The 23,515-nt window shown below is 70.3% G+C and carries 25 protein-coding genes; 14 read left to right on the top strand and 11 right to left on the bottom strand.

All coding sequences use genetic code 11. The features are described 5' to 3' along the window. Positions 1–59: 59 nt before the first annotated feature. On the top strand, positions 60–1,013 hold the full coding sequence (locus ACH4ZX_RS35280; RefSeq protein WP_360756744.1) for a DeoR/GlpR family DNA-binding transcription regulator: 954 nt from the start codon (positions 60–62) through the stop codon (positions 1,011–1,013). 917 nt (positions 1,014–1,930) lie between these two features. Here ACH4ZX_RS35280 and ACH4ZX_RS35275 read toward each other — a convergent pair. The 5 genes from ACH4ZX_RS35275 to ACH4ZX_RS35255 all read right to left on the bottom strand — a co-directional run bounded on the left by ACH4ZX_RS35275 (position 1,931) and on the right by ACH4ZX_RS35255 (position 8,156). After that, positions 1,931–2,299: a hypothetical protein gene (locus ACH4ZX_RS35275; RefSeq protein WP_398282073.1), complete on the bottom strand. Its 369-nt coding sequence runs from the start codon at positions 2,297–2,299 to the stop codon at positions 1,931–1,933. 125 nt (positions 2,300–2,424) lie between these two features. Further along, positions 2,425–3,891: a ParB/RepB/Spo0J family partition protein gene (locus ACH4ZX_RS35270; protein WP_398282070.1), complete on the bottom strand. Its 1,467-nt coding sequence runs from the start codon at positions 3,889–3,891 to the stop codon at positions 2,425–2,427. Positions 3,892–4,047: 156 nt separating this feature from the next. Further along, positions 4,048–5,052 (bottom strand): hypothetical protein, encoded by a 1,005-nt coding sequence (locus ACH4ZX_RS35265; protein ID WP_398282067.1) that lies wholly within the window; start codon positions 5,050–5,052, stop codon positions 4,048–4,050. Then, complete coding sequence (locus tag ACH4ZX_RS35260) at positions 5,049–5,690, bottom strand: plasmid partition protein (RefSeq protein ID WP_398282064.1); 642 nt, start codon at positions 5,688–5,690, stop codon at positions 5,049–5,051. The genes ACH4ZX_RS35265 and ACH4ZX_RS35260 overlap by 4 nt, the downstream gene beginning before the upstream one ends. A gap of 96 nt (positions 5,691–5,786) precedes the next feature. Next, positions 5,787–8,156, bottom strand: coding sequence for a DUF6884 domain-containing protein (locus ACH4ZX_RS35255; RefSeq protein WP_398282062.1), 2,370 nt, complete (start codon positions 8,154–8,156; stop codon positions 5,787–5,789). A gap of 227 nt (positions 8,157–8,383) precedes the next feature. On the opposite strand from ACH4ZX_RS35255, the gene ACH4ZX_RS35250 reads away from it, so the two are divergent. Continuing rightward, positions 8,384–8,791 carry a hypothetical protein gene (locus ACH4ZX_RS35250; RefSeq protein WP_398282059.1) on the top strand — a complete coding sequence of 136 codons (408 nt, stop codon included), beginning with the start codon at positions 8,384–8,386 and terminating at the stop codon, positions 8,789–8,791. A 224-nt stretch (positions 8,792–9,015) separates the two neighbouring features. On the opposite strand, the gene ACH4ZX_RS35245 is transcribed toward ACH4ZX_RS35250, so the two are convergent. From ACH4ZX_RS35245 to ACH4ZX_RS35225, 5 genes are all read right to left on the bottom strand, one after another. Continuing rightward, positions 9,016–9,222, bottom strand: coding sequence for a hypothetical protein (locus tag ACH4ZX_RS35245; protein ID WP_398282056.1), 207 nt, complete (start codon positions 9,220–9,222; stop codon positions 9,016–9,018). A gap of 87 nt (positions 9,223–9,309) precedes the next feature. After that, entirely contained in the window at positions 9,310–11,010 is a 1,701-nt protein-coding gene (gene tap / locus ACH4ZX_RS35240) for a telomere-associated protein Tap (protein ID WP_398282053.1), read from the bottom strand. A gap of 11 nt (positions 11,011–11,021) precedes the next feature. Continuing rightward, positions 11,022–11,567: a telomere-protecting terminal protein Tpg gene (tpg, locus tag ACH4ZX_RS35235; RefSeq protein ID WP_398282050.1), complete on the bottom strand. Its 546-nt coding sequence runs from the start codon at positions 11,565–11,567 to the stop codon at positions 11,022–11,024. 13 nt (positions 11,568–11,580) lie between these two features. Then, entirely contained in the window at positions 11,581–12,531 is a 951-nt protein-coding gene (locus tag ACH4ZX_RS35230; protein ID WP_398282047.1) for a hypothetical protein, read from the bottom strand. Between the two features lie 197 nt (positions 12,532–12,728). Then, positions 12,729–13,037: a helix-turn-helix domain-containing protein gene (locus ACH4ZX_RS35225; RefSeq protein ID WP_398282044.1), complete on the bottom strand. Its 309-nt coding sequence runs from the start codon at positions 13,035–13,037 to the stop codon at positions 12,729–12,731. Between the two features lie 150 nt (positions 13,038–13,187). Here ACH4ZX_RS35225 and ACH4ZX_RS35220 point away from each other — a divergent pair, with 150 nt between their 5' ends. From ACH4ZX_RS35220 to ACH4ZX_RS35205, 4 genes are all read left to right on the top strand, one after another. Beyond that, complete coding sequence (locus ACH4ZX_RS35220) at positions 13,188–13,502, top strand: hypothetical protein (protein ID WP_398282041.1); 315 nt, start codon at positions 13,188–13,190, stop codon at positions 13,500–13,502. Positions 13,503–13,606: 104 nt separating this feature from the next. Continuing rightward, positions 13,607–13,921: a hypothetical protein gene (locus ACH4ZX_RS35215; protein ID WP_398282038.1), complete on the top strand. Its 315-nt coding sequence runs from the start codon at positions 13,607–13,609 to the stop codon at positions 13,919–13,921. Continuing rightward, the gene (locus tag ACH4ZX_RS35210; RefSeq protein ID WP_362872815.1) at positions 13,918–14,193 is read left to right on the top strand and encodes a hypothetical protein; all 276 of its coding nucleotides are present in this window, start codon (positions 13,918–13,920) and stop codon (positions 14,191–14,193) included. The genes ACH4ZX_RS35215 and ACH4ZX_RS35210 overlap by 4 nt, the downstream gene beginning before the upstream one ends. A gap of 18 nt (positions 14,194–14,211) precedes the next feature. After that, positions 14,212–14,595, top strand: coding sequence for a hypothetical protein (locus ACH4ZX_RS35205; protein ID WP_398282035.1), 384 nt, complete (start codon positions 14,212–14,214; stop codon positions 14,593–14,595). Between the two features lie 123 nt (positions 14,596–14,718). Here the strand turns inward: ACH4ZX_RS35205 and ACH4ZX_RS35200 are convergent, their stop codons facing one another. Further along, positions 14,719–15,492: a GntR family transcriptional regulator gene (locus ACH4ZX_RS35200; RefSeq protein WP_398282032.1), complete on the bottom strand. Its 774-nt coding sequence runs from the start codon at positions 15,490–15,492 to the stop codon at positions 14,719–14,721. A 240-nt stretch (positions 15,493–15,732) separates the two neighbouring features. Here ACH4ZX_RS35200 and ACH4ZX_RS35195 point away from each other — a divergent pair, with 240 nt between their 5' ends. The 8 genes from ACH4ZX_RS35195 (at position 15,733) to ACH4ZX_RS35160 (ending at position 23,319) form a co-directional block, all read left to right on the top strand. Next, positions 15,733–16,056, top strand: a complete 324-nt coding sequence (locus tag ACH4ZX_RS35195) for a hypothetical protein (RefSeq protein WP_398282029.1) — start codon at positions 15,733–15,735, stop codon at positions 16,054–16,056. Next, complete coding sequence (locus ACH4ZX_RS35190; protein ID WP_398282026.1) at positions 16,053–16,331, top strand: hypothetical protein; 279 nt, start codon at positions 16,053–16,055, stop codon at positions 16,329–16,331. The genes ACH4ZX_RS35195 and ACH4ZX_RS35190 overlap by 4 nt, the downstream gene beginning before the upstream one ends. After that, positions 16,328–17,701, top strand: a complete 1,374-nt coding sequence (locus ACH4ZX_RS35185) for a hypothetical protein (protein ID WP_398282023.1) — start codon at positions 16,328–16,330, stop codon at positions 17,699–17,701. The genes ACH4ZX_RS35190 and ACH4ZX_RS35185 overlap by 4 nt, the downstream gene beginning before the upstream one ends. Before the next feature lie 2 nt (positions 17,702–17,703). Further along, positions 17,704–18,213 (top strand): hypothetical protein, encoded by a 510-nt coding sequence (locus ACH4ZX_RS35180; protein WP_398282021.1) that lies wholly within the window; start codon positions 17,704–17,706, stop codon positions 18,211–18,213. Positions 18,214–18,218: 5 nt separating this feature from the next. Continuing rightward, on the top strand, positions 18,219–18,839 hold the full coding sequence (locus tag ACH4ZX_RS35175; RefSeq protein WP_398282018.1) for a hypothetical protein: 621 nt from the start codon (positions 18,219–18,221) through the stop codon (positions 18,837–18,839). Positions 18,840–18,957: 118 nt separating this feature from the next. Continuing rightward, entirely contained in the window at positions 18,958–20,625 is a 1,668-nt protein-coding gene (locus tag ACH4ZX_RS35170) for a hypothetical protein (protein ID WP_398282015.1), read from the top strand. Continuing rightward, on the top strand, positions 20,625–20,999 hold the full coding sequence (locus ACH4ZX_RS35165; RefSeq protein WP_398282012.1) for a hypothetical protein: 375 nt from the start codon (positions 20,625–20,627) through the stop codon (positions 20,997–20,999). The genes ACH4ZX_RS35170 and ACH4ZX_RS35165 overlap by 1 nt, the downstream gene beginning before the upstream one ends. Before the next feature lie 97 nt (positions 21,000–21,096). Continuing rightward, positions 21,097–23,319 carry a hypothetical protein gene (locus tag ACH4ZX_RS35160; RefSeq protein ID WP_398282010.1) on the top strand — a complete coding sequence of 741 codons (2,223 nt, stop codon included), beginning with the start codon at positions 21,097–21,099 and terminating at the stop codon, positions 23,317–23,319. The last annotated feature ends 196 nt before the right edge of the window (positions 23,320–23,515 follow it).

The raw sequence follows: 23,515 nt of genomic DNA, 5'->3' as shown, positions 1-23,515 counted from the left end.
TTCTGCTATTCGGCGCAAACTGCTGAAAGCAGACGGTCGTTGGGGTTACTGTCAGTTTCGTGTTCGCTGCAGAACGTCGCCAATTGATCCTCGAAATGGTGCGCGCGAACGGGGCTGTGTCGCTCCGTGAGCTCGCCCGCGTCGTCCAGACCTCCGAAGTGACCGTACGGCGGGACGTGCGCGCGCTGGAGGCAGAAGGACTCCTCGACCGCCGGCACGGCGGTGCGGTATTGCCGGGCGGGTTCACGCGGGAGTCCGGCTTTCCGCAGAAGTCACATCTCGCGACCGCCGAGAAGACGGCCATCGCCGACCTCGCCGCCAACTTCGTGGAGGAGGGCGAGGCGATCGTCGTCGGGGCGGGCACCACCACACAGGAGCTGGCGCGCCGGCTCGCCCGGGTGCCCGGGCTGACCGTCGTCACCAACTCCCTGCTGGTGGCCCAGGCGCTGGCCCACGCCAACCGGGTGGAGGTCGTGATGACCGGCGGCACCCTGCGCGGCTCCAACTACGCCCTGGTCGGCAGCGGCGCCGAGCAGTCCCTGCAGGGGCTGCGCGTGTCGCGGGCCTTCCTGTCCGGGAGCGGTCTGACCGCCGAGCGCGGGCTGTCCACGTCCAACATGCTGTCGGCGTCGGTCGACCGCGCGCTCGTCCAGGCGGCCGCGGAGGTCTTCGTCCTCGCCGACCACACCAAGCTCGGCACCGACACCATGTTCCAGACCGTGCCGACGGACGTGATCACCCGCCTCGTGACGGACGAGCCGCCGCCGCACGACGACCGCGCGGCCACCGAACTGCAGGCCCTCGCCGACCAGGGCGTCCAGATCGCCGTGGCCGGGGCCTCGTCGGGCTCGGGGAGTGATGCGGTCCCCCCACGCAGGCCGCGCCGGGACGTGTCGCTCCCCGGCCCGCGCCGCGGCCAGGTCCCCGGCAACGGCCTCCGGACGGCCGCCGCGCTCGGTGACACGCCCCCCGGCACGGAACGCGGCCGCGTCGCGGACCTGCGCCGCCGGTAGCCGACCCGCGGGGCCGCGGCGCCACCTCCGGACCCGCGAGACTGCCGCACTCACCTCGGCCCTGCGGGCGCCGGGCCGGCCCGTGCCCCACCACGGGCCGCAGTCCCCGCGGGATCGCCCGCGCCGACTGCGGGGCAGCGCGAGGGTGATCCGCTTACGCCGGGTCAGCGGGGTCCGTACGTGTTCACTCCGGGTCAGTGGGTCCGTGCGTGCTCACTTCGGGCCAGTGGGGTCCGTACGTGTTGACTCCGGGTCAGTGGGTCCGTGCGTGCTCACTTCGGGCCAGTGGGGTCCGGGCGCTCACGTCGGGCCTGCGTGGTCCGCCCGCGCCCAGCGGGCCGCAGTCCACTCGGGATGCAACCGTGCTGACACCGCACGCACTCCGGGCCGATGGGCGTCGCTCGCGCCCCATCGCGGGGCCGCAACGCGAGTCCCGGCGAGCGGCCGGTCCGCCGCCTCTGGTCCGCGCCTGCGTCTGGTTCACGCCCCCAGTCCGCCCAGCCTCCGTCGGGCCTCCCGTCGCCGGTCGGGGTGCGCGGGCCGGTCCCGGCGACGTGGCGGACGCCCCCACCAGGGCACGCACCGCGCGGCAGCGCTCACCCCGGGGACGATGACGCCCTGCCGCCGGGACGTCAGCCCCGCCCGGTGCTGAGGGGGAGACGGGGCGGGCGACAGGCGTCACGCGCCGGGCCGCAGGCCGGTCGTGTCCGTCGTGCGGTGAGACGGCGGAGGGGGGGGGGGGGGGGGGGGGGGGGGCGGGGGGGGGGGGCGGGGGGGGGGGGGGGGGGGGGGGGGGGGGGGGGGGGGGGGGGCGGGGGCGGCGGGCGCGGGGGCGGGGCGCCCCCCCCCCCCCGCCCGGCCGCGCCCCCGCCCCCCCCCCCCCCCCCCCCCCCCCCCTGTCTGGATGCGGACGAGGGTCAGCTCTTGGCGGAGCGCGTGAGGCATCCCGCCGGCACCTGCCCGCCGGGGACGATCCGCCACAGAGAGCCCCCGCCGCACTCGTGGTACTCCGACCACCCGCCGCGGCCCACCGCGACGATGCACGACGTCACGGTCTCGCCCCGGCGCAGATGCCGCACGATCGGTGAGTGCGTCGTCGCGACTGCGCCCTCGTTCCACGCCGGTTTGCGCACGGCGATGCGTTGGACCGCCGTCCACTTGGACGTGCAGGGCGACGACGCGGCGGCCGTGGACGTGGCAGGCGCGGTGATCAGCGCGGCGCCGAGGACAGCAACGGCGACGGCCGCAGCTCGGCGGACGCGAGGGTGAGTGTTCGTGGATCGCATGCCCGGCCAACCACTCTCCCCCGAGCCGAGTCACGCGCCGCCCGGAGTGATCACCTCGACGAGCGACCGCACGGCGCGGCCCCGAAACTCCGAAGGGTTCCGGGGCCGGTTGCCGACGCGAGACGCTAACCGCGCCAGACGCCGGGCGGGACGTCCTCGGCGGGAAGGTCGGCGTCGCAGTAGTAGAAGGTGCCGCGCTCGGGGTCCTGAACCTTCCAGATCACGGGCCTGTCGCACGGCTGGCCGTTCGCGCGGATCGGCGCCGCGCACAGCGGATTGACGAGACCGGACGACGGATGTCCCTTGAGTTGCCGCTCGGCCGTCCGGATGCTCCTCGCCCCGGCGGGCCGCCACGTGAACCGTGCGCCCCCGTCGCCGAGCTGTTCGCCGTAGCGGCCTTCGATCCGGCTGGACAGAATCGGGAGAGGGGGCACGCCGTTGCGCGCCGCGTACTCCACGACCAGGCCGACGACGTCCGCCACCGCGACCGGCACCCGGTGGCCGTGCGAGAGGTGATCGGCCACCTGCTTGAAGATGGCCGCCACCGGGGCCGGGACATAGGTCGTGATCGGCACGCCCGCGGGAGGCGACACCTCGGGCTCGCGCTGCCCGGCGCCCGCCCCCTCCTCGGCCGCGGTCTCCTCCTCGGCCTCCGCGGGTGCCGGCGCCGTCTCGGCGACGGCGGCCCGCTGCTCAGGCACTACCACCCCGTTCGAGTTTTCCGCGGAAAATCCAGGGTCTGCCGACGAGGAGTCACCGGCCCCGGCGGGTGCCTCCGAGGGCTCGGCCGGTGTCGGCCCGGAAGACTGCGGGCGTGGCTCCGGGGTCGGTTCCGGGGCCGGGGCGGGCGCGTCGGATTCCTCGCGGGCCCTGCGCCGGACGGCCTTCCGTTCCTGGCTCGCCTTGTCGTCGCCGCGCAGGAGTTCGGCGAGGGCCTGGCGCTGCTCGCCGAGCCCCATGTCGCTGATCCCCTTCACGGAGCCGAGGCGCCGAGCGACGTTGATCGAAAGGCCCTCCTCGCCGCGGGCCCTGGCCCGTACCTCCTCCTGTAGTACGGGGTGGATCTTGAGGAGGTTCTTTCGGTGCGAGATCCACGGCTGAGACCACCCCTGTGCCGCCGCGGCCTCCTTGGCGGTCTCGTACTCCGCCACGATCCCCACGACGGCGAGGGCCTCCTCGATCGGGTCGAAGTCCCGCCGCTTCGTGTTCTCGTCGTACGCCGCCCTCATCACATCCGCGCGGCTCGTCGCGATCGTGTCGTCAGTGACGACGTACAGGTTGCTGCGCCCGTACTTCTCGGCCGCGCGGCGGCGCCGGTTGCCGTTGATGATCACGACGTTGGCCTCGGCGTCGAAGTGCTGCCGGTCTGCCGGCCACAGGTGCAGATAGGCGCCAACCGTGATGGCAAGACAGCTTTGGAGCTGTCGCTCCGCGATGCCTTCGAGGTCGGACAGATCGTCGGGGAGCCCGTTGTCCCGGGGGTTGCGGGGGTTGAGAGCGCACTCGGCGAGGGGCATCCAACGGCCCTCGGGGGCCGCCTCCTCCTGGTCCATGTGCTCGGCCAACTCGACATGCGACGTCTGGTCAGTCATCAGACACCCCCCCGTACCGCGCTCATCATCATGCAAGTATCCGTCGGGCACGCCGGATCGTGATCACGGATTTCCGGCGGGGTGCCCGCTCGAACGCCGAAGGCCCGCGTTCCGCGAGTGCTTCGCGGTACACGGGCCCTCGGCCGCGGCTGTCTCCTACACGTCCGGGAAGTTGTCCGCCGCACGCGCCATGTGGTCCCGCACCTGTTTGGCGATCTCATCCGCCTTGGCCTTGTCGGCGCCCGCGGCCTTCTCGTAGGCCGCCGACATTCCGCGGGTCTTCTCGGCGAACGCCTCCACGACGGCCACGTACTTACGGAACACCTCGACCGGATCGGTAGCGGCCTTCTTCTCAGCGGCCTCCTTCTCGATCTGCTCTACGGCCAGGGTGCGGACGCGCTCCTTGAGCTCGTCCCCGCTCAGCTCCGCGTCTTCCTTCCGGGGAAGCTGCTGCACGATGCCGGTGATGGTCTTCTGGCTGACCTTGTCCTTACCGGTCACTTCGGCAACCGTGCGGTACGTGTCGGCCGCCGCCTCGGCGCCGTAGTCCTTCTGCACACGGGTGAGGGCCTCGGCCGCCCGTTGGCTGATCACGAGAGGCTCGGGACCGGGTTCGGGCTCGGGTTCCTGTTCGGGCTCGGAGTCCCGCACTTCCGCCGAGTCCCGCATGCGGGACAGATCGTTCGATTCAAGTTCGAATTTCGGGGGAGAGGCCAGTACCGCCGCCACCTCGGCGCCCGCGATCTGACGGTAAGCGTTCGACGTCGACATGCCGGCCACATCACCGATGAACGCCTCGGCCGTGTCGTACTCGGCACGCCACAGCCGCCCCCGGAGCGAGATGTCCAACGCCTTGGCTGCCACCCACCAAGCCTGTTGGTACTGCTCAAAGCTGCGCTTGCACAGCTCCCACCGCTCTGCCTCGTCACTGCTGAGGGGGCCTTGCGCCTCGGGCGCGTCGATGGGGTCCGGGAGATCCTCGGCCCTCAACATCGGCTGTGGGCGCCCCTGAGCGAACACCAGCTCTCCGCCCGCCTCGACAGTCCCGGAAGTGCCGTCCCCGGTACCTTCCGCATCACGGCCCCGGCCGCCGTTCCGGCCGCCTCCGCGCCGCTGCTGCCGCCGCCGCCGCAGCTCTTCAGGATCTACCGTCGGGCTCACTTGCTGATCAGTCCCCGCGTTTCCATCTCCGTCACGAGCTCGTCGAACGCCGACCCGGCCGCCTTGATCGGTACTCCCTCAGCTGTGCTCGCGTACAACTGAGTCCCCGGGATCATGGTCGTGAAGACGTTCCACCCGTCAGCCTTCAGGCCGTTGCGGATGCCCTTCGGCTGCACGGTGCTACCCGGCTGGACGCGGCACAGCAACACCCACGTGTTGGGCCGCTTCTTGTCTGCACGCTTCGGAATGACTTGGTCGATGAAGTGGTCCATCGGGAGCTCTTCCATGCGCTCGACATCGCTGTTGGTCGCAGCGCACGCGACGATGGCGAGGTCCGCGATACGAAGGACGCTCCAGCCGATCCCGGCGTGATTCTCCAAGTGGCCGCAGTCGACGCCGCCAATGTGCCCGTCGGGCAGCAGCCTCGGGGCTTCCTCATGGAACCGGCCGTTGGCGAGACGGTGAAGCTCGAACGGATAGCTACCGTCCGGGCTTGCCTCCCACCAGCGGTACAACTGCTCGGATTCGTCGGCGTCGAACCCGGTGACGGCGTAGCCGCGTTCATGGAGCGCATGCAGCAGCCACGCCATGATCGTCGTCTTTCCCGTCGAGCGGGGGGAGATGGTGGCAATGAACATGAGCCGCACGATACTGGGGCGGCCATGGTCCAATCACCGCTTGGCCCCTCGTCGTACCCACATTGACGCCTTCTCCCCCTGCCCCGCCGCGAGCTCCTACCGTCCGTAGGCGCTGCGGCACAGCTCGACGAGCGACGGCGAGGTGACCCCCTGCGCCGCCCGGCACACCGCACGCATGTCGTACCCGGACGACGTCGGCGACCGGTGCGCCGGACGCGACACAGCACGACGAGACGACGGCCGGACTGGTGCCGGACGAGCAGCCCGTGACGGAGTCGGTCGGACGTGACGCCTCGGTGCCGGCGCCTGAGCGCGCGGCGGCGGAACCGCGCGGCGGGCAGCCGGAGCGGGAGCCTCGACCGCGGGGGCAGAACCCCGCCGACGCGGGGCGGAGGACGACGGCGCCGGGCCCGTGCGCGTGAGCGCCGCGCGGGCCGGGGCCTGACTGGCTTCGGCAGGGCTCGGCAGCGAGGCCGGGGCGGGCGCCGCGGGCCGGTGGTGCGGAGCCTGCGGCTTGCTGTCGGCCGCCGGGACGGACACGCACCCGGTGGCGAACAGAGCGAGGGCAGCGGCGACGGTGACGGAGATCAGGGGGCGCACGCGCTCACGGTGCCCGATCACCGGGAGCTCGGGGCCGCGCCGCGCGGTAGTCCACCGGTACGGGTGACTTGGCGATTCCGGCTGCTGTCGTGTCCGCCGCAGCACCGGGGGAGTAGGGGAGTCGCCGCAGGTCACACCACACGACAGGGGGCCACGCGACAACCCGCGCGACAACCGTCCGCCACAGCTCCGGCGCCCGGACCGGACGGCGCCGAGCTCGGCCGCGCGCGTCGCCGCCGGCACCCCGAGGACGGGCTCGGTGAGCTCCTCGGCCGCCGCCTGGTCCTCGACGACGTCCTCGGCCGCGGCCTCCTCGACCGGCTCCTCGACGGCCGCGAACTCCTCCGCCGCCTGGTCCTCGACGAACTCCTCGACCGTACGGCGGGCCGGGGAGTAGATGTCGGCGAGACGCGCGAGCTGGTCCCCGATGCCGCGCGTCCCGTCGAGGGGTACCTCGAAGTCCGACCAGACCTCCCCGGCCAGAGACACATACGCCCGCCCGCCGAGGACCGTCACGGCCGCGCCCGCGATCCCCAGCTCGTGAGCCTGCTGCCGAAGCGTCTCGCCGTCGACCGTGCCCGGGTCACCGGCCTTGAGGTCGTAGTTCAGGGTGTGCCGGTCAAGTTCGACCAGCCCCCACTTAGCCGACAGGATGAGCACGCGTCCGCCCCGGCCGCCGCGGGTGAGGACGTCGGCCGCCCGCCGCATCGCGCGGTGGTAGCTCCCGACGTAGAGCTCACCGGCCCGCGCGCCGATGACCGGCTTCCCCTTGTGAATCCCGCTGTCGTACACCGCCTTACGACCCCCGCACGCCACGATCACGACGCGCTCGCGCTCCTCGCGCGCCGCCCGGCGGCGGCCCGCCGCGGTGAGTCGGACCTCGCCCGGGTTCGGCTTGTACGAGTCGGCGATCCGCAGGCGGCGGCCGTGGTTGTACGGCGGCGCCCACTCGACGTATCCGGCCGCCTCAAGGGCCGCGAGGGTCCGCAGGTTGCAGCCGTTCGGGAAGTGCCCGGCCGGGTGCGCGGCGGCGGTGTGCAGCCAACGGCGCTGTACCCGGGTGAGTGGGACGAGGGGGAGCTCCTCCTCCTGGTCCTCGACGACGTCCTCGGCCGCGGCCTCCTCGACCGGCTCCTCGTCGGCCGGGAGCTCCTCGCCGTCGAGGGCGGCGAACAGGCGGGCGGAGCGGCGTCGCTCGGCGGCGTGCAGCTCGGCGAGTTCGCGCTCGTACGCCATGGCGGCCGGGCCGGGAGTGCGGTCCGCGGCGGCGAGGAGCTCCTCGACCTCGGCCTCGTCGTGCAGCTCGGCGAGCTTCACCGGCTCCTCGGCCTTGACGAGGTCATAGGCAACACGGTGCGCCTGGTCCCACAGCGGAAGCGACGGGTCGAGCTCGCAGGGCGGCAGGGTCGTGATGCCGAGATAGTCGGCGACGCCGCGAACCGCCTCGGCGCGGAAGCGTGCGGCGTACCCGCGGCGCCCGCCGGCATCGGTGTATTCGAGCGCGGACTCGCCCGCCGCGCTGCGCGTCCAATGGCCGTAGCTCCGGGCCGCCTTGGTCGCGAGGGCCTCGACGCGGGCGAGGTAGCGCGGGGCCGCGGACAGCAGTCGGGCGATGCGCTCGGGGTCGCCGGACAGTTCGAGGCGCAGTTCGTCAGCCGTCGGGAGAGGAGCGTCCAGACCCGCCGGGTTGTAGTGCCGGACCCGCCGGGGGTGGTGAGCACTCACCTTGTAGATGACGGCGAGCCGCCAGACGGCGGAGGCGCGAGCCTTCCCCTTCCCGGCCGAGGCGGCGAATTCGAGGGCGGCCTCACCGCGGCCGTGGTGGTCGACGGCGATCCGGGTCCGGGTGACGTACTCCGTGGGCATCGGCGCTCTTCCTGTCTCGGTGGGGTGCTGCCCGCCCACCTTTCCACGGCTGTAAGTCAACTGCAAGTTCAACTGTGAGTTGTGCTGAAACTCGGATTGTTGTGACTGGGCATCCGAGTTGGCGAGCTGAGCACAACCGGGCCCCACACGGAGGAAGTTCCGCCGGTTCAGCAGCAACACCGCCTCGGGCAAACCACCATGGAAGACAGCCGATCAGGGGAGATGCGATGGCTTACGATCACGACGGCTCAGCCGACCAGGGGTTCCCTCCGGATGACGAGCACGCGATGGCCTTGTATGAGCACGCCATCGGCAAACTCCGGGAAGCACGGTCGGCGCTCGGTCTGCTCATCGAGCGAGGACCGACCGACCATGACGAGCGAGTGCCTGGGCTCCCTTCGGCGAACTCGGCAGACCCACCGGGCGGGGCCCGCGTGGAAGCGGCTTTCTACGCGTCCAACGCCGCCGTACACCTGCTCTACGAGGCCGTTGGGCAGCGTAAATCGGGCCTCCTGCCTCCCGTTGAACGGGCACAGGCAGACCTTGGTATGGCCCTCGGGTATGTCTCTGTCCTGAAGTTGAGGGAGGTCCACCGCGAAGTGTGGAAGGACCGGCCTCCGTCTGCGGGGGAATGAAAGGCGAGGCCGCTCGGCGCGCCAACTCGGGTACTCAGCCACGGTCGCTCGTGTGAGGGATGGACACCCGCGCCGTCCGGCGAGACGCTGCGCAGAAAGCTTTGAACCACCGGGGCCCGGAAGCGCAGCGCGACCGGGCCCGCGCGTCCCGCGTGGCGCACGGTGGAGAACACGAAGGAGCCCCGGCAGATGCCGGGGCTCCTTTTTAGGGGGTCGGGCCCGCTTCACACGTTCTCGAAGGTGCGCCAGCCGTACACGGCGGCGATGAGGACGCCCAGCAGGCCGCCGCCCACGTAGAACCACAAGGCGCCGCCCCCGGGGAACTCGATGCCGAGTAGCCAGGCGGCTAGGGCCCCGGCCGCGATGCCGGTAAACGCGCCGGCGACCAGCACGGCGACGAACCTGCGGTACATGCGTGTCTCAAAGTCCACGGGGCGAGTATTCCCTTCCTTCGGGGGGAGCTTGGGGCATCCCCCACCCAATCGCGGCCTTGCGGTTCGCCATCTGCCGACCCGTCATCACTCGCCATCCCGGACGGCGTCGCCACCCTTGATGAACCTCGCCGGGTTGTCCCCGGCACCTCCCGTTTCGAGGTACCACGCCATGCTCTGTACGCCCTCCTCCTTGCAGTAGCCGGGGTTCGGGCCGAGCCGGAACCCGCCCGGCATCGGGGAGCCGTCCGGCTTGCGCGGCACCACCGCGCGGGCCGTCGGGTGGGCGGACGCGTAGACGACACAGTCCGCCAGCCACGCGAGCGGCACGGCCCCCGTGGTGACCCACGTCTTCACGGCCTTGCGGTGTGCGCCGACCCTGGACGCCGCGACGATCGCCGCGCGCATGTCGGAACGCCACGTCGGCCGCTTGAGCGCCGGCCACGGAGCGTTCTTACTGGCGCGCTTGCCCTGCGGCTTCTCGCGCATCTTGCCAATGCCGCCCTTGGCGGTCTGCTTGATGGCCGCGAGGACGGCGACGGCCTCCGGGTCCCGCTGCTTGACCGTCGCCATGGCCGTGAGGAACGACTCCTCGTCCATGTCCTCGGTGATGCCCAGGTCGGCGAGCGTGTCCATGTACGCCGAGCGCAGGCGGCCGTACCAGAGATCGAAATAGCCCGAGGGCTCATCCCGCAGCCACGCCGCGGTGGGGCGCACCTCGACCCCGAGCTCGACCGCGTACGCGAGGGTCTGCGTCGTGTACCAGGCCGGGCCGGTCGGCGCTTGCCCGTTCGGAGTGAACGGCGACGGGAAGTCCGCCGGCAGCTCGACCCACTCCTTCGTGACCGGGTTCTTCGTACGCAGCACAGCGCCGGACAGGTCGACCAGCCACGCACCCGGAACCTTCTTGTCGAAGACAGGGCCGTCGGTGTAGCGGGCCTCGCCGAGGCCGACGAGGAGGCGGTTTGCGGCGGCGAGGAACGCCGTATTGATGTCGAGCCCCACGACGTACGGCATGCGGGCCTCGGCCTCGGTCGGCTTGCGGTACCAAGCGAGGGCCTCCTCGAACATGATGTGTTCGGGGGTGCGCTGGTCCCTCGTCCGCTCGGCGGCGACGGGGTGATCGTCCGGCGCCTCCGGCGGGGCCGGGTCGACCGGCTTGAAGAGGGACCCCTCGACCGGCACCCGCCGCATCTTCCCGGTGCCCCGGTCGAACTGCACACGCGTCGGGGGCCGGAGCGCGGTCATCAGGGCGATACCACAACCGGCGGTCGAGCCGGTCGGGCTGATGACCCGCTCGGCGTACACGCCGAGGGCGTACGCGAGCGCGCCCGGGTTGGTGGCCACCTCGGCGAGCCCGCCCCATCGCAGATGATCAGAGAAGGCCCCCCACGGGATGACGGCGACGCGCACCTCGGCGCGGTCCTTGAACAGGAAAGACCAGGCCCCCAGCCCGGCGCGGCTCAGGGTCCACCCCGCCGCGTCCACGGCCTTGACCGCGGGGTGGTCGTCGGTCACCCGAAGGTTCCGGCGGTCGTTGAGCTGGAGCGGCAGACCGAGGGCCCCGGCCGCGGACTCGTCCAGCACCAGGAGCGGGCCGGAGGGCTCGTCGTACTTGGACAGACCAGGGGCGCCCAGGCCGTACGCGAGGGCCCACTCGGCGGCCGTTGCAAGATCGGTGACGTCCGCCGGCACATCGACGAACTGTCCGTTGGGAAGGCTGGCGCGCAGTCCGTTGCCGACCGCTTCGAGGACGGCCAGGGGCGCGGTGTACGAAACCTCAGTCATGGCGTCCTCGCTCAGTGGAAGTCGATGTAATCAATGTCGGAGAACGTCACGTCGAGCCCGTCCGCCCGGGTCCCGCCGTCGCGGAAATACTCCCTGGCGAGGGCCTCGCCCGCGATCTCCTGCGCCTTCTCCTCGTCCCCGTTGCGCAGGGCCTCGAACAGGTCGTCGAGGAGCTCCTCGGGGACGTCCTCGGTGAGACGCCTCATCCGTGCGTCATCCGTCGACCCCGCCGCGGCGTGGAAACCGAAGCTCGCGCGTGTCTCGATCGTCAGGCCGCGGCGCTTGGCGTCCTTGATCCCCTTCGCAGTGACGCGCGGCTGATGATCCTTCGACACCTCACGGCGGAGAGCGTCGAGCGTCTCCGGCTTGCTCTTGCGGATGTCCCGATCACCCTTGACGATCCGCTGGACCTGTCGCCGCGAGACGCCGAGACGATCGGCCACCCGCTGTGTGTTGCCCTTCTCCCGCCGCATCAGAGCGTTGAACAGCCCCCGCGGTGTCTTCGGCAGATCCCGAGTCTGAAGCCGAGCCCGCAGCGCATCAACAACCTTGCCCATGGTCAGGCTCCTCTCAGGCGATCTTGTAAACGGTCGAGCCGGGCGGGATCACGGCCCTTTCCGGTGTAAGGCAGATGGCACCGCCGCACAGCACGTTGCCGGGCAACCGGGTCTTGAACGGCGTGTCACAGACCGGGCAGTCGATCCGCCGTTCCGGGAACTCCCCGCGGTGCGACTGCTGCGCCGGGACGACGTACGACACCGGCAACTTCCGCAGCAGCTTGGACAGATAGCCGCCCGGCCGGTACGCCTGCCGGTTCTCGGACGAGTCCAGCGCGCGGAGGAGGGCCTCCTCCGGCCACCCGTTGCGCAGGCACCACGTCACCGACTTGATGCCGTTGTCCCGCTCCTCGGCGGTCGTACCGACGAACCACCGGACGCGGTTGATCACGGCCTCGGCCCGTGCCGGCGCCTCGTCCCATGCCGCGCCTTCGAGCCTGGCCGCGGCGAGCCCGGACATCAGAGTGAACCGGTCGGGGCGGCGGCCGGTGACGTACCCGGACGTCCCCGAGGCCCGCACGGTCACCGGGCGGAAGGTGACGAGGTCCGCGGCCACCAGGTGCGGCCGGTGACGCTCGATCGTGCGCAGGCTGACCCCCGCGAGCTTGGCCAACTCCTCTTGGCTGACCTGTCCTTCCCACCCGATACCGGCAAGAGCGATCAGGCACTTTGCGCACGTCGGGTCGGGGGCAATGACGTTCCGGGCCCACTCACGCGCGCCCGGCAACAGTGGCTGACCGATCCCGCTCTTCAGGGGAGTGCGCTGGTCCTCGTCGATACGGCCGTGCTCGTACAGGTGGGCAAGGTGGTACTGAGTCGCCCTCTTCTTCAGGCCGACCAGTTTTCCGAGCTCTACCGTTGTGAGCCATGTCTCAGGGTCGGCCAATTGGTGATCTCCGAGAGCCCCGAAAATTCTGATGCAGGGGTCGCATTCATCAGGGCTGATAGCCCGGTGTGGTGCCACGATTACATTCGGCCTTTCTGGCCACTGCGGTGTGGGGCCCCCGGGGGGCTGGGTACACTCCGCACTAGACCTAGAGCAGGGTCGGCGCGAGAGCCTCGACGGGCGGGAGCTGGTAACTCCCGGTAGATCCCCGGCGGGGCTTTTGCAATTCGATGGGTAATTCGCAGGTGGATAGGCGTACAGCCTGTGATCACCGGCTAAACCGTGATGACCTCCTGCGTACCGCCGATCATGTCCGCCAACCGGCGAGGCGAGAGCATGCTCACGGCGTGCGACGGGCCGCAAAGCAGGTCGGGGACCGGGACGCCGTAGTGCGCCGACAGTTTGTCGATGTCCCCCATCGACCACACCGCCTTGCCGTTCTGCTTCCGGCTGACCTGCCCCTGAGTGATGCGCAATCCCCGGGCGAGCTTGGTCTGATTCTCGCCGCACGCCTTCATCAGGGCGGCGACGGTAATCCTGAGCGTGGCCTCGCTCGTGCTGGCCGCGTTCCCCAACTTCCCCATGCTTTGACCTCACCATTTGTGAGCTGGACTCATAACGACTGCTAGACCGGTCCGCTCGGTTCCGCGCCGATCACCGCACACTCTTGCACGGTTGCAGCACAACTACAAGTCTCGCTTGTAGTGCACCTGCGTTCGTGTCATCCTCGGGGTATGACTACCAAAGACACCGACGCCGGCACGGAAGACACGAGGACGCTCGCGGAGCTGAGGGCGGCGTCCGAGGCGGCCGAGGAGGCGGCGAGGAAAGCAAAGGCCCCTCTCCTCGAACGGGCGGTCAAGGAGGCTATGGCGTCCACCAAGTACGGCCATCTCAGCGCTGTAGCCCGAGAGGCCGGTATCGCCTCTCAGTACCTCCGTGACCTCATTGAGAAGGAACACCCCGGTTGGCTCGACCAGGCCGCCGAGGAGCGCGAGGCTGCGAAGGCGGCGGCGTCCAAGGGAAGGAAGGCCGCTAGGGCGGCCTAACGAACAGCGGGCGCGGCCGTGCCGGCGGGGACTCAACTCGAAGACCGCCGTCGCCTCGCCCTCACTAGAGCCGACCACTCCGTACCCGAGAGGAGCCCCCGGACGTGACCGCAGCCCCGGCCGAGAGGCCCGACCCGTACCGCACAGACGAACACAGCGGACCGCGCACCCTCACACAGCTACGCGCCGCCCTGTCCGCCGCCTCGCCCGCGGACCGTGAGGAGTTCGAGCAGCAGCTCGGCGAGCTCGAACTCAGCAGCACCGAGGAGTACGAGACCCTCATCCGTACGTGGCGGCACCGCCTTGTCATGCGTACGAACCCGGCGATCCTCGCCGCCGTTGCCGCCAGTGCCGACCCCGCCGCCCCGCGCTACACGTCCGAGGAGATCCTCGGTGGCGCCCAGGGGGCGGGCCGGTGACCCAAGGCGCGATGTGGTCCGTCGTCTACAGCGAGACCGGCCGCGCCGGGCTCGCCACGGCCACCACCGAGGAGCGGGCCGCCGTCCTCGCGTTCGAGAAGGAACTCGCCCAAGAGCCCTACGGCCGAGGCGAGTTGTATCCGGACCGCGTCGGCGGCCTCTACACCGCTCTACTCACCGTCGCGGGCCGCCTCGCCTGGACCAGCGTCCTGTACCGAGTCGACGAGACCCGGCGCGAGGTGCTGATCGTCGCCCTCGTGTCCGGCCCCTGATTCGAGGGGAACAAGCCTGTGGGGGAGAACTCGACCGAGGCCCGCGTCGCGGTGGCCGTCCGGCGCCACGCTCGGTTGCGTACATGGCGGGAGGCGGAGGCGCGCATCAAGGCCGTCATGTCTGACCCGGAAGTCCGGCGTCTGGGGGAGGAGATCCGGCAGGAGGAGGCCCGCCTCGGGGCGGAACTGCGCCGCCGTCTCCAACCCTTCCAAGATCGGTACGACTGTGCGGTACGCGAGGGCAACATCGACGTTCTCACCCGGACCTGTCACGGCAAGCATGGCCGCTGGGGACGCATCTGCGTGTTGTCCGCAGGGCATGAGTCGGCCGAACTGCACTGGGGGATCACGGCGGAAGGACAGCCTGTCGCGTGGGTCGGCAGTGCACCCGACGATGATTGATCGGTCCGGCCCGTGCCGGCGGCGGATTCCGGCACGGGCCGGACCGCAGTCTTACAGATCTCAACACGACGGCGCCCGGCCTCCGTCCCCTTCGAGGGGAGGCCGGGCGCCGTCGTGTTGAGATCACGTGCCGCTGTAGCCGGTGACGCTGAGGGGGAGGGGGGAGTACGCCAGTCTCAGGCGGTGGGCGGGGCCGATGAAGCGCGCGAGCTCGACGGCTCGGCCGGTCGTGTCGCGCGTGACGCGGTCGACCAGGAGGACGGAGGCTCGCGCGCCTAGGCCGAGCTGTGCGGCCTGTTCGGGAGTGGCGTCCTCGGCCGTGAGGAACTCCTCGGCTTCGGCCGGGATGATGCCGGCGCCGACCAGAGCGCCCAGGGCTCCCCCTTCTCCATGGTCGGAGCGGTCGAGTCCGGCGGCCTGTGCGATGTCGAGCGGGTACCAGTCTGCGCAGAGGCCGACGACTTCGGCTTTGATCATGGCGCGATGGCGGCGGCAGGCGGCGGGCGTGCCTGTGGGTAGCGCGAGGAACTCGGCGACGTCGGCCGGTGCGTCGAGGATTTCAACCGGGGGCGTTCCCGCCTCGGTTCGCCCGTCGAGACCCTGCGCGGCCGTGGTCGACTCCCACGCGCTGAAGTCCCCAGGGGTGAGGGTGCGCTCATACCGGCTCAGTGTCACCCGTGGCTGTGAACGGTCGAGGACGATCGTCCCCCGGCCGCGGTGGGGGGCGACGAGGCCCCGCGCCTCCAGCTCCTTATATGCCTGGTGAATGGTGGCCTTCGAGCCTCTGCCCGCGGCGACGAGTTCGGGGATGAAGGGAAGAGTCGAACCGGGCAGCCGTTTCCCGCTGCGGATCTCGTCGGCGAGCTCGTCGGCGAGCTGCTGCCACTTAGGGGTCATCCCCTGTGCTCCTCCCGTTAGTGCACTCAGTAGAGCACATGCCGGCACCCCGACATTCCCCATTCCTAGGAATGGCGTTGACATTGGGTTGTGTGGGTGGCATGGTCGTTCTCGGGCCGATCATTCCTAGGAATGGGAAGCCTTGGACCGTGACCCGCTGTCCCCTAAAGGGGCGCGGCCCCGCTGCGTCTCGTCCACGCATGGGGCCGCTGGGCGGCAACTACTGAGGAGTTGATCCGCGTGCGCACCACCATGCCTGAAACCGTGCTCAACCTGCGAATCGGCACGGCCAATTCCGCCGCCGGTACCGTCCCGAGCCGTCTCGACCTCTCCGCCGAGCTGGGCCTCGACGTCGACCTCGTCCTCGGCCCGATTGGCGGCGACGCCGACGAGCTCGACGAGTACACCCGCCTGTGCGCCCTGGTCGACATGGCCGACGCCGGGTTCATCCCCCGCGACGCCTCCCTCGACGTGATCGCCGGAATCGTCGAGGACATCGAGCGCGAGGACGACGCCAAGGGCTACGAGGCCGACGACATGTTCACGGGGCGGTGGGCCGCGTGAACCGCGCCTCTTCCCTCACGCTCGGTCACATCGGGGCCGAGATCCGCACCGTGGCCGTCAACGTCGCCGACGCGATCGAGGACGCGCACCAGTTGATGACCGTTCCGGCCGTCCTGCTCGCGCTTCTGGTCCTGGCGACCGGCGCCGCCGTCGTCGTCCTGGCGGTCCTCGCCGTCACGTTCTTCGCCGCCCTGGGCGGCATCGGATACCTGCTCTACCGCGCTCTCGCGTACGTCTGCGACTGGGCGCCCCAGCCGAAGGGAGCCCGCACGTGAACGGGCCGGAAGCCGCCACCCCCGAGAGTCCGACTGCGCCCCGCACCCGCGCGGCACGGGTGGCCTTCGACCAGATCACCGTCAACCGTGAGGCCGCTGCCGCCGCCGAGGCCGCCAAGTCCGGTGCCGTCGTCGGCCGCGAGGAGCGCAAGACCGCTGCCCTGCGCGGCAAGCTGGAGCGCCAGGCCCTGAAGGAGAACGGCAAGGGCGCATCCAAGCGCCGCCGCTCCCGGGCCCGCGCCGAGCGCGTTGAGCGAACCGGTCGGATGATGACCAAGCGCCGGTCGCTGATCATCACCGCTCTGGCGTTCGCCGTCTCCGTCGGCGCGAGCATGCCGCTTCAGATCGACTACTTCTCCGGCCTGCACAACGCCTCTACCCCCGGACAGGTACTCGGCTGGATCGGTGTCTCCCTCGCCCTCGTCGTCGAGACCGCCGCATGGGTCTTCGTCATCCACGGCTTGGACGCCGCGTTCAAGGGGGGAGCCGTCGGCCGCTACCGTGCCGGCGCGTTCGCCCTTGCCTCCGTCGCCGCCTACATCAACCACCAGCACGGGACCGAGCTCTTCGGCCCCGTCGCCGGATGGGCGCTCGCGCTCGCCGCCCTGCTGTCTGTGGCGGCCGTCGAGTCGTACGTCTCCCTTCAGAAGGAGACCGGCGCCACCAAGCGCAAGCGCCGCTCGCTGGACGAGCGCCGCGCCGACTGGGCATTCCGCATCGCCCACCCGATCGCCGCGTTCTGCTCATGGCGCCTCAAGACCATTCACGGACTGGACATGACCCCCCGCGAGGCCCGCGAAGCGTGGTGGGAGCTGAAGCACCAAGCCGGACTCGGCCTGACGAAGCGAGTCATCGGCCACGCCGCCGAGAAGCGCGCCGAGGTCGCGACCGCGCTTGCCGAACTCGCCGCCGCCCCCTACAAGAACACCGCCGAGGACGACGTCGACGGCCCCGTACTCGTCATCCCGGGCGTCACCGCCGCGCCGTCCACCGTGACCCTCGTAGACGTCCTGGGAAGGCCCCTCAAGGGTGCGAAATTCCCCGTCCCGTCTGGGAAGCAGGGGTCTCGTACATCTGCCGGCGGAGCCCGGATCGAGCGGACCGAAGACGAGTGGAACGCGCTCATCGACGCCGCCGCCGAGGCTCTGCCGAAGCTGGAGGAGCGGGCCGAGCACGACGGCCGGTTGATCGGACCCGAGGGCACGGTCAGCCCGCGCACCCTCGCCAAGGCGGTCGGTATCCGGGCCGAGCAGGGCGCAGAGCTGATCGACCGGCTCGGCTCGGCCCGCGGGATGACCCTGCGGAACTTCCACCGGGTGAACGGCCACGCCTTCGGTGAACCGAAGCGCCTCGAAGGGGCGGGGATCTGACGATGGCCACCACCAACACGAACGACCACGGCGGCCGGGTAGAGGCCCCGGCCGTCAGGCCGCACACGGCACCGGTCGTCATCGGGGGGCGCCGCCGGATGCTGGCCGTCCCCCCGCCCCCCGGACGGGGCCGCACCCTCCTGCCCCGCCCCGTCCGCACCGCCCTGTCCAACTGGGGCTTGGTCTACGACTCAATGGCCCAGCCCCTCATCCCCTCCGCCCACCTGATCCAGCTCAAGCACTTGTTGCAGGCGTGGGGATGGGGACAGTCCTTCGACATCAGCCCCTCCGGTCGCCTGTGCATCCGAGGCGGTCAAACCGTCCTCGAATACCACGGCTACGTCACCCCCGCCGGACGGGCCCGCGCTGTCGCGTACATGCAACAGACCCTCGCCGCCGATGGCGTCTCGATGGAGTTCTTCGCCTGGAACGACCTGACCGGCCGCACCTTCGCCGAGGTCGAGCACCTCATCACCCGGTCGGCCGCCGCCGCCCTGAGCAACAAGGAGTAACCCCGATGTCCCCCGACGACGAGCGCGAGACCTTCGACCGGCTCACAGCCCAGTTCCACAGTGAGCCCGTCGAGATCATCGACCCCACCCCCTACGGCGGCGCCCCGGCCGCTAAGACCGGCCTCACCCCGCGCGGCAAGGTCGTCATGGGACTTGCCGGCGCGGCCATCCTCGGCGCAACCCTCGTCGGCTACACCGCATACTCCGCCGACTCCGACCAGGCCGACGCCCGAGCCCAGGAGATCACCCTTCAGCGCGAGCGGCTGGAGCTGGAGCGCATGAAGGAGATCAACAAGGCCAACGCCGACGACCGCAAGGCCGCCGCCGCAGCCAGCACCGCCCGACAGACCGCGCTGAACAACTGCGTCAAGGACGGCTCGGCGCAGATCGGCAAGACCGGCGGCCCCTGGAGCCGCGCTCAGGTCGTGGACGAGTGCCAGAAGCTCGGCGACGGCGCCGACTGGTCCAGCACCAAGACCGGTACGGACATGGCCAACGCCGCGAGCTCCAGCGACCTGAACACCCACGACAGCGGCGACGACTCCGGAAACAACGGTCTGCTGTGGATCGTCGGCGGCGCCGCGGTCCTCGCCGTGATCGGCGCCAAGAAGGCCAAGAAGGCATAGCCACCGACTTACTTACTTACTACTTCCCAGGTCAGAGGCCCTCTCACGCGCCCGCGCGAGCCCGCGCGGGCCTCCCGGCCGGGAAGTAGTAAGTAGGTACGACCGAGAGTGACGACTCATGGACGAGACCACCGGCACCCCGGGAACCAGCCCGGAGCCCGCCCCGGCCCCGGCCCTGCCGGCGGACGAGCCGCGCGGCTTCCTCGCCTCCGCCCTCACCCCGATTGCCCCCGCCCACCCGGCCGCCGACGACGCCGACGACGAGGCCGCCGGATCGAGCGCCGACTATCACTCGGGGGAGTACGCGGAGACCGAAGAGGCCACCACCGCACAAGACGGCAGCGTGATGCGCGCCTTTCTGCTCGCCGCCGTCGAGCGGTGGCGCAAGGGCGCCGGGACGGCCGTCAAGGCGCTGGAGGTCGAGAAGGCCAAGGCGCAGTCGCGGCAGACCCGCACGAATCACACGATCAGTGAGAACCGCGTCGGGGGCGCCACCACGACCAACACCAACGACAACAAGGGCAACAAGGACGTCAAGTCGGCGAACAACCGCACGCACGCGGTGAACAACGCCAACCAGGCCAAAAGCAACCGGGACGACAAGAACGCCTCAAACCACAACCGGGACGACAAGAACCACCGGCAGAACCAGGGCAGGACCAACCGCGACGACAAGACGTCCTCGAACAAGGACGCCAAGAACAGCTCGGCCAAGAACAGCTCGGCGACGACGTCCAAGGACGACAAGAACCACGACACCGACGCGAACACCAACAGCCGGTCGACGAAGTCCTCGACCGACTCGAAGAACTCCGGCGACTCCAAGACGGCGAGCGACTCGAAGAACGCCAAGGGCGACCAGCGGACCACCACCGTTCATGACGGCGAAGGCGGCGGAGCCCTCGCTCCGAACAGCAAGGCCACCCCCAAGACCGGCAAGCCGACCGGCCCGCAGAACCAGCGGCCCGGCGCGACCGATCCAGAGCAGGGCCAGTCCCAGGGGCAGCCGGGACAGCAGCAGCCGGACGGCAAGCAGTCTCCCGAGCCCGCCGACACCACCCCGGCCGCGACCCGGCCCCGCACGCAGACCGCCCGAGAGACCGGATACCGCGACGGCCACCGCGCCGCACGTGGCGTCGCCCAGGTCCGCGCCTACGTGGACGGCACCCGAGACGGATACGCCGACGGCACCGAACAGGCCGCCAAGGAAAAGGTCCAGCTCGACAAGGCCCACGCCGGCCGCAAGGCCCAACGTGCCAGCGCCCAGCAGAACCCGCAGCAGACCAACACGAACGGAGCACAGCAGCCGGTGAGCGGCACGAACACCGTCGTCCCGATCACGGTCAAGGGGATCGACAAAGAGCGCGTCTACCTCGGTGACGGCGCGGCCCGCGACTCGATGACTCGCGGCGAGGTCCGCAACCTGAAGACGTTCGAGCGGCGACTCAAGGCGCGTTCCGCGCAGATGATCAAGGCCGCTGAGGTTCTGAAGGCACTGGTGGCCTACGAGAAGGAACAGGCGCGCAAGGCCCTCGCCCTGGTGGAGAAGGCCAAGAGCGTCAAGGGCGGCGAGAAGCTGATCCCGAAGCTTCAGCGGCTGGCCGAGGCAGCCAAGCAAGAGGCAGCAGCGGCCGAGGAGGCATACAAGCAGGCCGTACGCGCCGCCGAGTCCGTAAAGGTGCTCCTCGCCAACGTCGAGAAGCGCGACGGCCTGATCTACAAAGCCGTGGTCGACAGCCCCGAGACGATGCCCGCCGAGATGGAGTTCTACAAGGAGGCCGCGTAATGGCTGTCAAGATCACATACAAGCAGCTCCGCACCGAGGTTCAGGCCCTCGCGAAGAACGTCCGCAAGGGCGGCGAACAGGTTCGTCAGCGCGCCAAGGCCATGGAGAGCGCAGCGAAGGACACCGGGCGCGTGGCCGAGTCCATCGGCCGCATGGGAGTCGCTCAGGCCACCATCGCCGAAACCGCCGAGCTGGCCAAGATCATGGACGGGACGTCGAAAGCGATCCTGGCGTACTCGACCAGCACGGACACCACCGGGAAGGCCGCCGATGCGGCCGACGCCCAGGCGAAAGCCTCCCACGACGGCATCAACACGGCCGTCGGCCGCAGCCCGGACCACGCCACGGATCACCGCTGGTATCAGCAGGAATAGCAGCCGGACGCACAAAACGGGGCGCGCTTCCAATGCCCGGCAGCGCGCCCCGCCCATGGCCCCCATCAGCTGAGAACCAGGAAGGACCCTACCCCCGATGAACACCGCCACCGAGCGCCGCGTCGCCTACGTCACCACCGCGGCCCCCGTCATCATCGGCGCTGGCGCCCCGTTGCTCGACTCCGGCGCGGCCGGTCTCGCCGGTCTGATCGTCGGCGGCGCCGGGGCCTTCGCCGCCGCCAACTACATGAACCGCGTTCCGAACTCGGTGATGGAACAGCTCCCCGGGAACAAGATCATTCGCGGCCACCGCTCCACCCTCTTCCTGTCGTCGGTGACGTCCGCGACGGCCCTTGCCGTCGGTGCGCTCGGCGGCGGCAGCGGTGCGGACAACCTCGCCTTCGGCTTCCTCGACGGCTTCCCCTCGGTGCCCGCGCTGGTCTCCCTCGCATGGTGGGGCGGCGTCGCCCTGGTCCCGTTCAAACTGCGCGCCGTGTTCAGCTCGAAGAAGCCGGGCAGGGCCAAGGCCGCTCCCTCCGCGCAGGCCGCCACCAAGACGGTGCAGGCATCGGGCGCCGTCGCCGACATCTACCGCAAGTGGGCGGAATTCATCAGCGGCGAGGAGGGCACCAACCCCTACCAGGAGCTGACCGTACGCGGGGTGTCGGCCGACTCGTGGCGCGGCGTCATCCGCGCTCCCATGCCCCAGCCGGTCAGCGTCACCCGGGAGACCGTAGGCGCCCTCTACGAGGTCCCTGCGGAACAGGTGACCATCACCCCCGGCACCCACCCCGGCGAGAAGCTCATCACCGTGCACCTGGTGCCGCCGCCGGAGATGGACCCCAACACCCTTGAGGGCGCATGGCTGTTGCGCGTGGCCCGTAAGAGCGGCCCCATGCCGAACACCCACCTCGAAGGCGTTCAGGACGACCCCAATACCGGAGGGAAGGCTGCGCTCGTCGTCGCCGACGAGAACATTTCCAAGCTGCCCTCACCCGACCGCATGGAACTTGCCGGCGCGCTGCGGACGAACCCGCTGCTGATCTCGTATGAGCCGCGACTCAACCCGCGCGAGGGCGTGATCCGCATCATGCACACCAACCCCCTCGAAGAGGGGCGGGTCTTCCCCGGCTCGCACGTCCTGAAGACCAACGCGAATGGGTACGTCGTGCTCGGGCAGGGGATCAGCGGGCACCCGGCCCGGGTGCAGATGGCTGACCCCAAGCTGGGCGCACAGCACATCTGCATCTGTGGCGTCACCGGCTCCGGTAAAGGCGGTGTCGGTCAGCTCGTGGCCCTCTCCGCCCACGCCAACGGCCACGCCGTCATCTACGCCGACCCCAAGGGCTCCAGTAACCCGGCCGTAGAGGAGCTCGCTGCGCACTCCGGCACCGGCCTTAAGGGCGCCCTCGGCGCCCTCCGCGTGGCCTACAACCTTCTTCAGCACCGCATCGCCGAGAGCGCCGAAAAGGGTCAGAAGAACTTCGCCGCCACGAAGGAGCGCCCCCAGGTCACCGTCATTCTGGACGAGGCGTCGCGGCTCCTGGGCGAGGAGGCGCCCGACAGGAAGGAAGCGGCGTTCATCGTGGACGCCATCGCCACACAGGGCCGCAGCCTCGGTGTGCAACTCGTGCTGATCAACCAGATTCTTCAGCTCGACCAGCTCGGCGGACTTTCCTCGATCCGGGACAACATCATCTATGGCGGCGCGCTGATCCTGCTGCGCTCCGACTCCAGCCAAAAGAACCTCGTCGACCTGCCCGACCACTTCGAGGGCTGCAACCCCGCCGACATCCCGGCCGTCTGGCGTGAGGAACGCGGGATCATCTTCGACCCGGACATGCCCGAGGACGACCCCCGTAGGACGTTCGGCCTCGGCTACATCGCCGGGCCCGGCGGCCACCCCGAGATGATGCGCGTCTGGATTCTGGAAGACGCCTCCCCGTACATCGACCACGACCAGATCGCTGCCCCGGTCGACATGCCGAACTGGGACGACCGCGAGGAGCTCGCCCTCGTCTGCGTCCTGGAAGACGAGGAAGGCAACTGGTCCGTCGGCGAGATCACTGTCACTGCCGGCCGTGAACCGTCCGCCGACGACAAGGTGTTGGCCGTTCTCGCCGAGCACACCGACCCGCTCGAACTGGAAGTGATCTACCTGCACAAGGACGCCATCGGTGAGGCCGCCGGACTGGAAGGCTCGACCCTCAACAACGCGCTTTCCAAGCTGACGAAGGCCGACAAGATCCACCGGCAGAAGAAGGACGGCAAGGAAGTGCGCGGCATGTACGGCGCGGGCCCCGAGCCCATCACCGGTTGACTGCGTCGCGGGGGGGGGGGGGGGGGGCGCCGCCCCCCCCCGCCCCCGCCCCCCCCCCCCCCCCCCCCCCTCCGGGTGGCGTGCGGGACGCCCCTGCGGACGTCAGTCCTTGATCTCGCAGATGGCGGCGCCGGAGGTGACGGAGGCGCCGATCTCGGCGGACAGGCCCTTGACGGTGCCGGCCTTGTGGGCGTTG

This window comes from Streptomyces sp. NPDC020490 (assembly GCF_044335305.1).
Classification (GTDB): domain Bacteria; phylum Actinomycetota; class Actinomycetes; order Streptomycetales; family Streptomycetaceae; genus Streptomyces.
The sequence above is the reverse complement of the archived record's forward strand: the minus strand, read 5'-3'. Positions and strand labels throughout refer to the sequence as shown.

What these genes read in the sequence shown, in the direction of transcription:
- ACH4ZX_RS35275 (WP_398282073.1), bottom strand. Translation starts at nt 2,299, where the DNA reads ATGCGATCCACGAACACTCACCCTCGCGTCCGCCGAGCTGCGGCCGTC.
- ACH4ZX_RS35270 (WP_398282070.1), bottom strand. Translation starts at nt 3,891, where the DNA reads ATGACTGACCAGACGTCGCATGTCGAGTTGGCCGAGCACATGGACCAG.
- ACH4ZX_RS35260 (WP_398282064.1), bottom strand. Translation starts at nt 5,690, where the DNA reads ATGTTCATTGCCACCATCTCCCCCCGCTCGACGGGAAAGACGACGATC.
- ACH4ZX_RS35255 (WP_398282062.1), bottom strand. Translation starts at nt 8,156, where the DNA reads ATGCCCACGGAGTACGTCACCCGGACCCGGATCGCCGTCGACCACCAC.
- ACH4ZX_RS35250 (WP_398282059.1), top strand. Translation starts at nt 8,384, where the DNA reads ATGGCTTACGATCACGACGGCTCAGCCGACCAGGGGTTCCCTCCGGAT.
- tap (WP_398282053.1), bottom strand. Translation starts at nt 11,010, where the DNA reads ATGACTGAGGTTTCGTACACCGCGCCCCTGGCCGTCCTCGAAGCGGTC.
- tpg (WP_398282050.1), bottom strand. Translation starts at nt 11,567, where the DNA reads ATGGGCAAGGTTGTTGATGCGCTGCGGGCTCGGCTTCAGACTCGGGAT.
- ACH4ZX_RS35225 (WP_398282044.1), bottom strand. Translation starts at nt 13,037, where the DNA reads ATGGGGAAGTTGGGGAACGCGGCCAGCACGAGCGAGGCCACGCTCAGG.
- ACH4ZX_RS35220 (WP_398282041.1), top strand. Translation starts at nt 13,188, where the DNA reads ATGACTACCAAAGACACCGACGCCGGCACGGAAGACACGAGGACGCTC.
- ACH4ZX_RS35200 (WP_398282032.1), bottom strand. Translation starts at nt 15,492, where the DNA reads ATGACCCCTAAGTGGCAGCAGCTCGCCGACGAGCTCGCCGACGAGATC.
- ACH4ZX_RS35180 (WP_398282021.1), top strand. Translation starts at nt 17,704, where the DNA reads ATGGCCACCACCAACACGAACGACCACGGCGGCCGGGTAGAGGCCCCG.
- ACH4ZX_RS35175 (WP_398282018.1), top strand. Translation starts at nt 18,219, where the DNA reads ATGTCCCCCGACGACGAGCGCGAGACCTTCGACCGGCTCACAGCCCAG.
- ACH4ZX_RS35170 (WP_398282015.1), top strand. Translation starts at nt 18,958, where the DNA reads ATGGACGAGACCACCGGCACCCCGGGAACCAGCCCGGAGCCCGCCCCG.
- ACH4ZX_RS35165 (WP_398282012.1), top strand. Translation starts at nt 20,625, where the DNA reads ATGGCTGTCAAGATCACATACAAGCAGCTCCGCACCGAGGTTCAGGCC.
- ACH4ZX_RS35160 (WP_398282010.1), top strand. Translation starts at nt 21,097, where the DNA reads ATGAACACCGCCACCGAGCGCCGCGTCGCCTACGTCACCACCGCGGCC.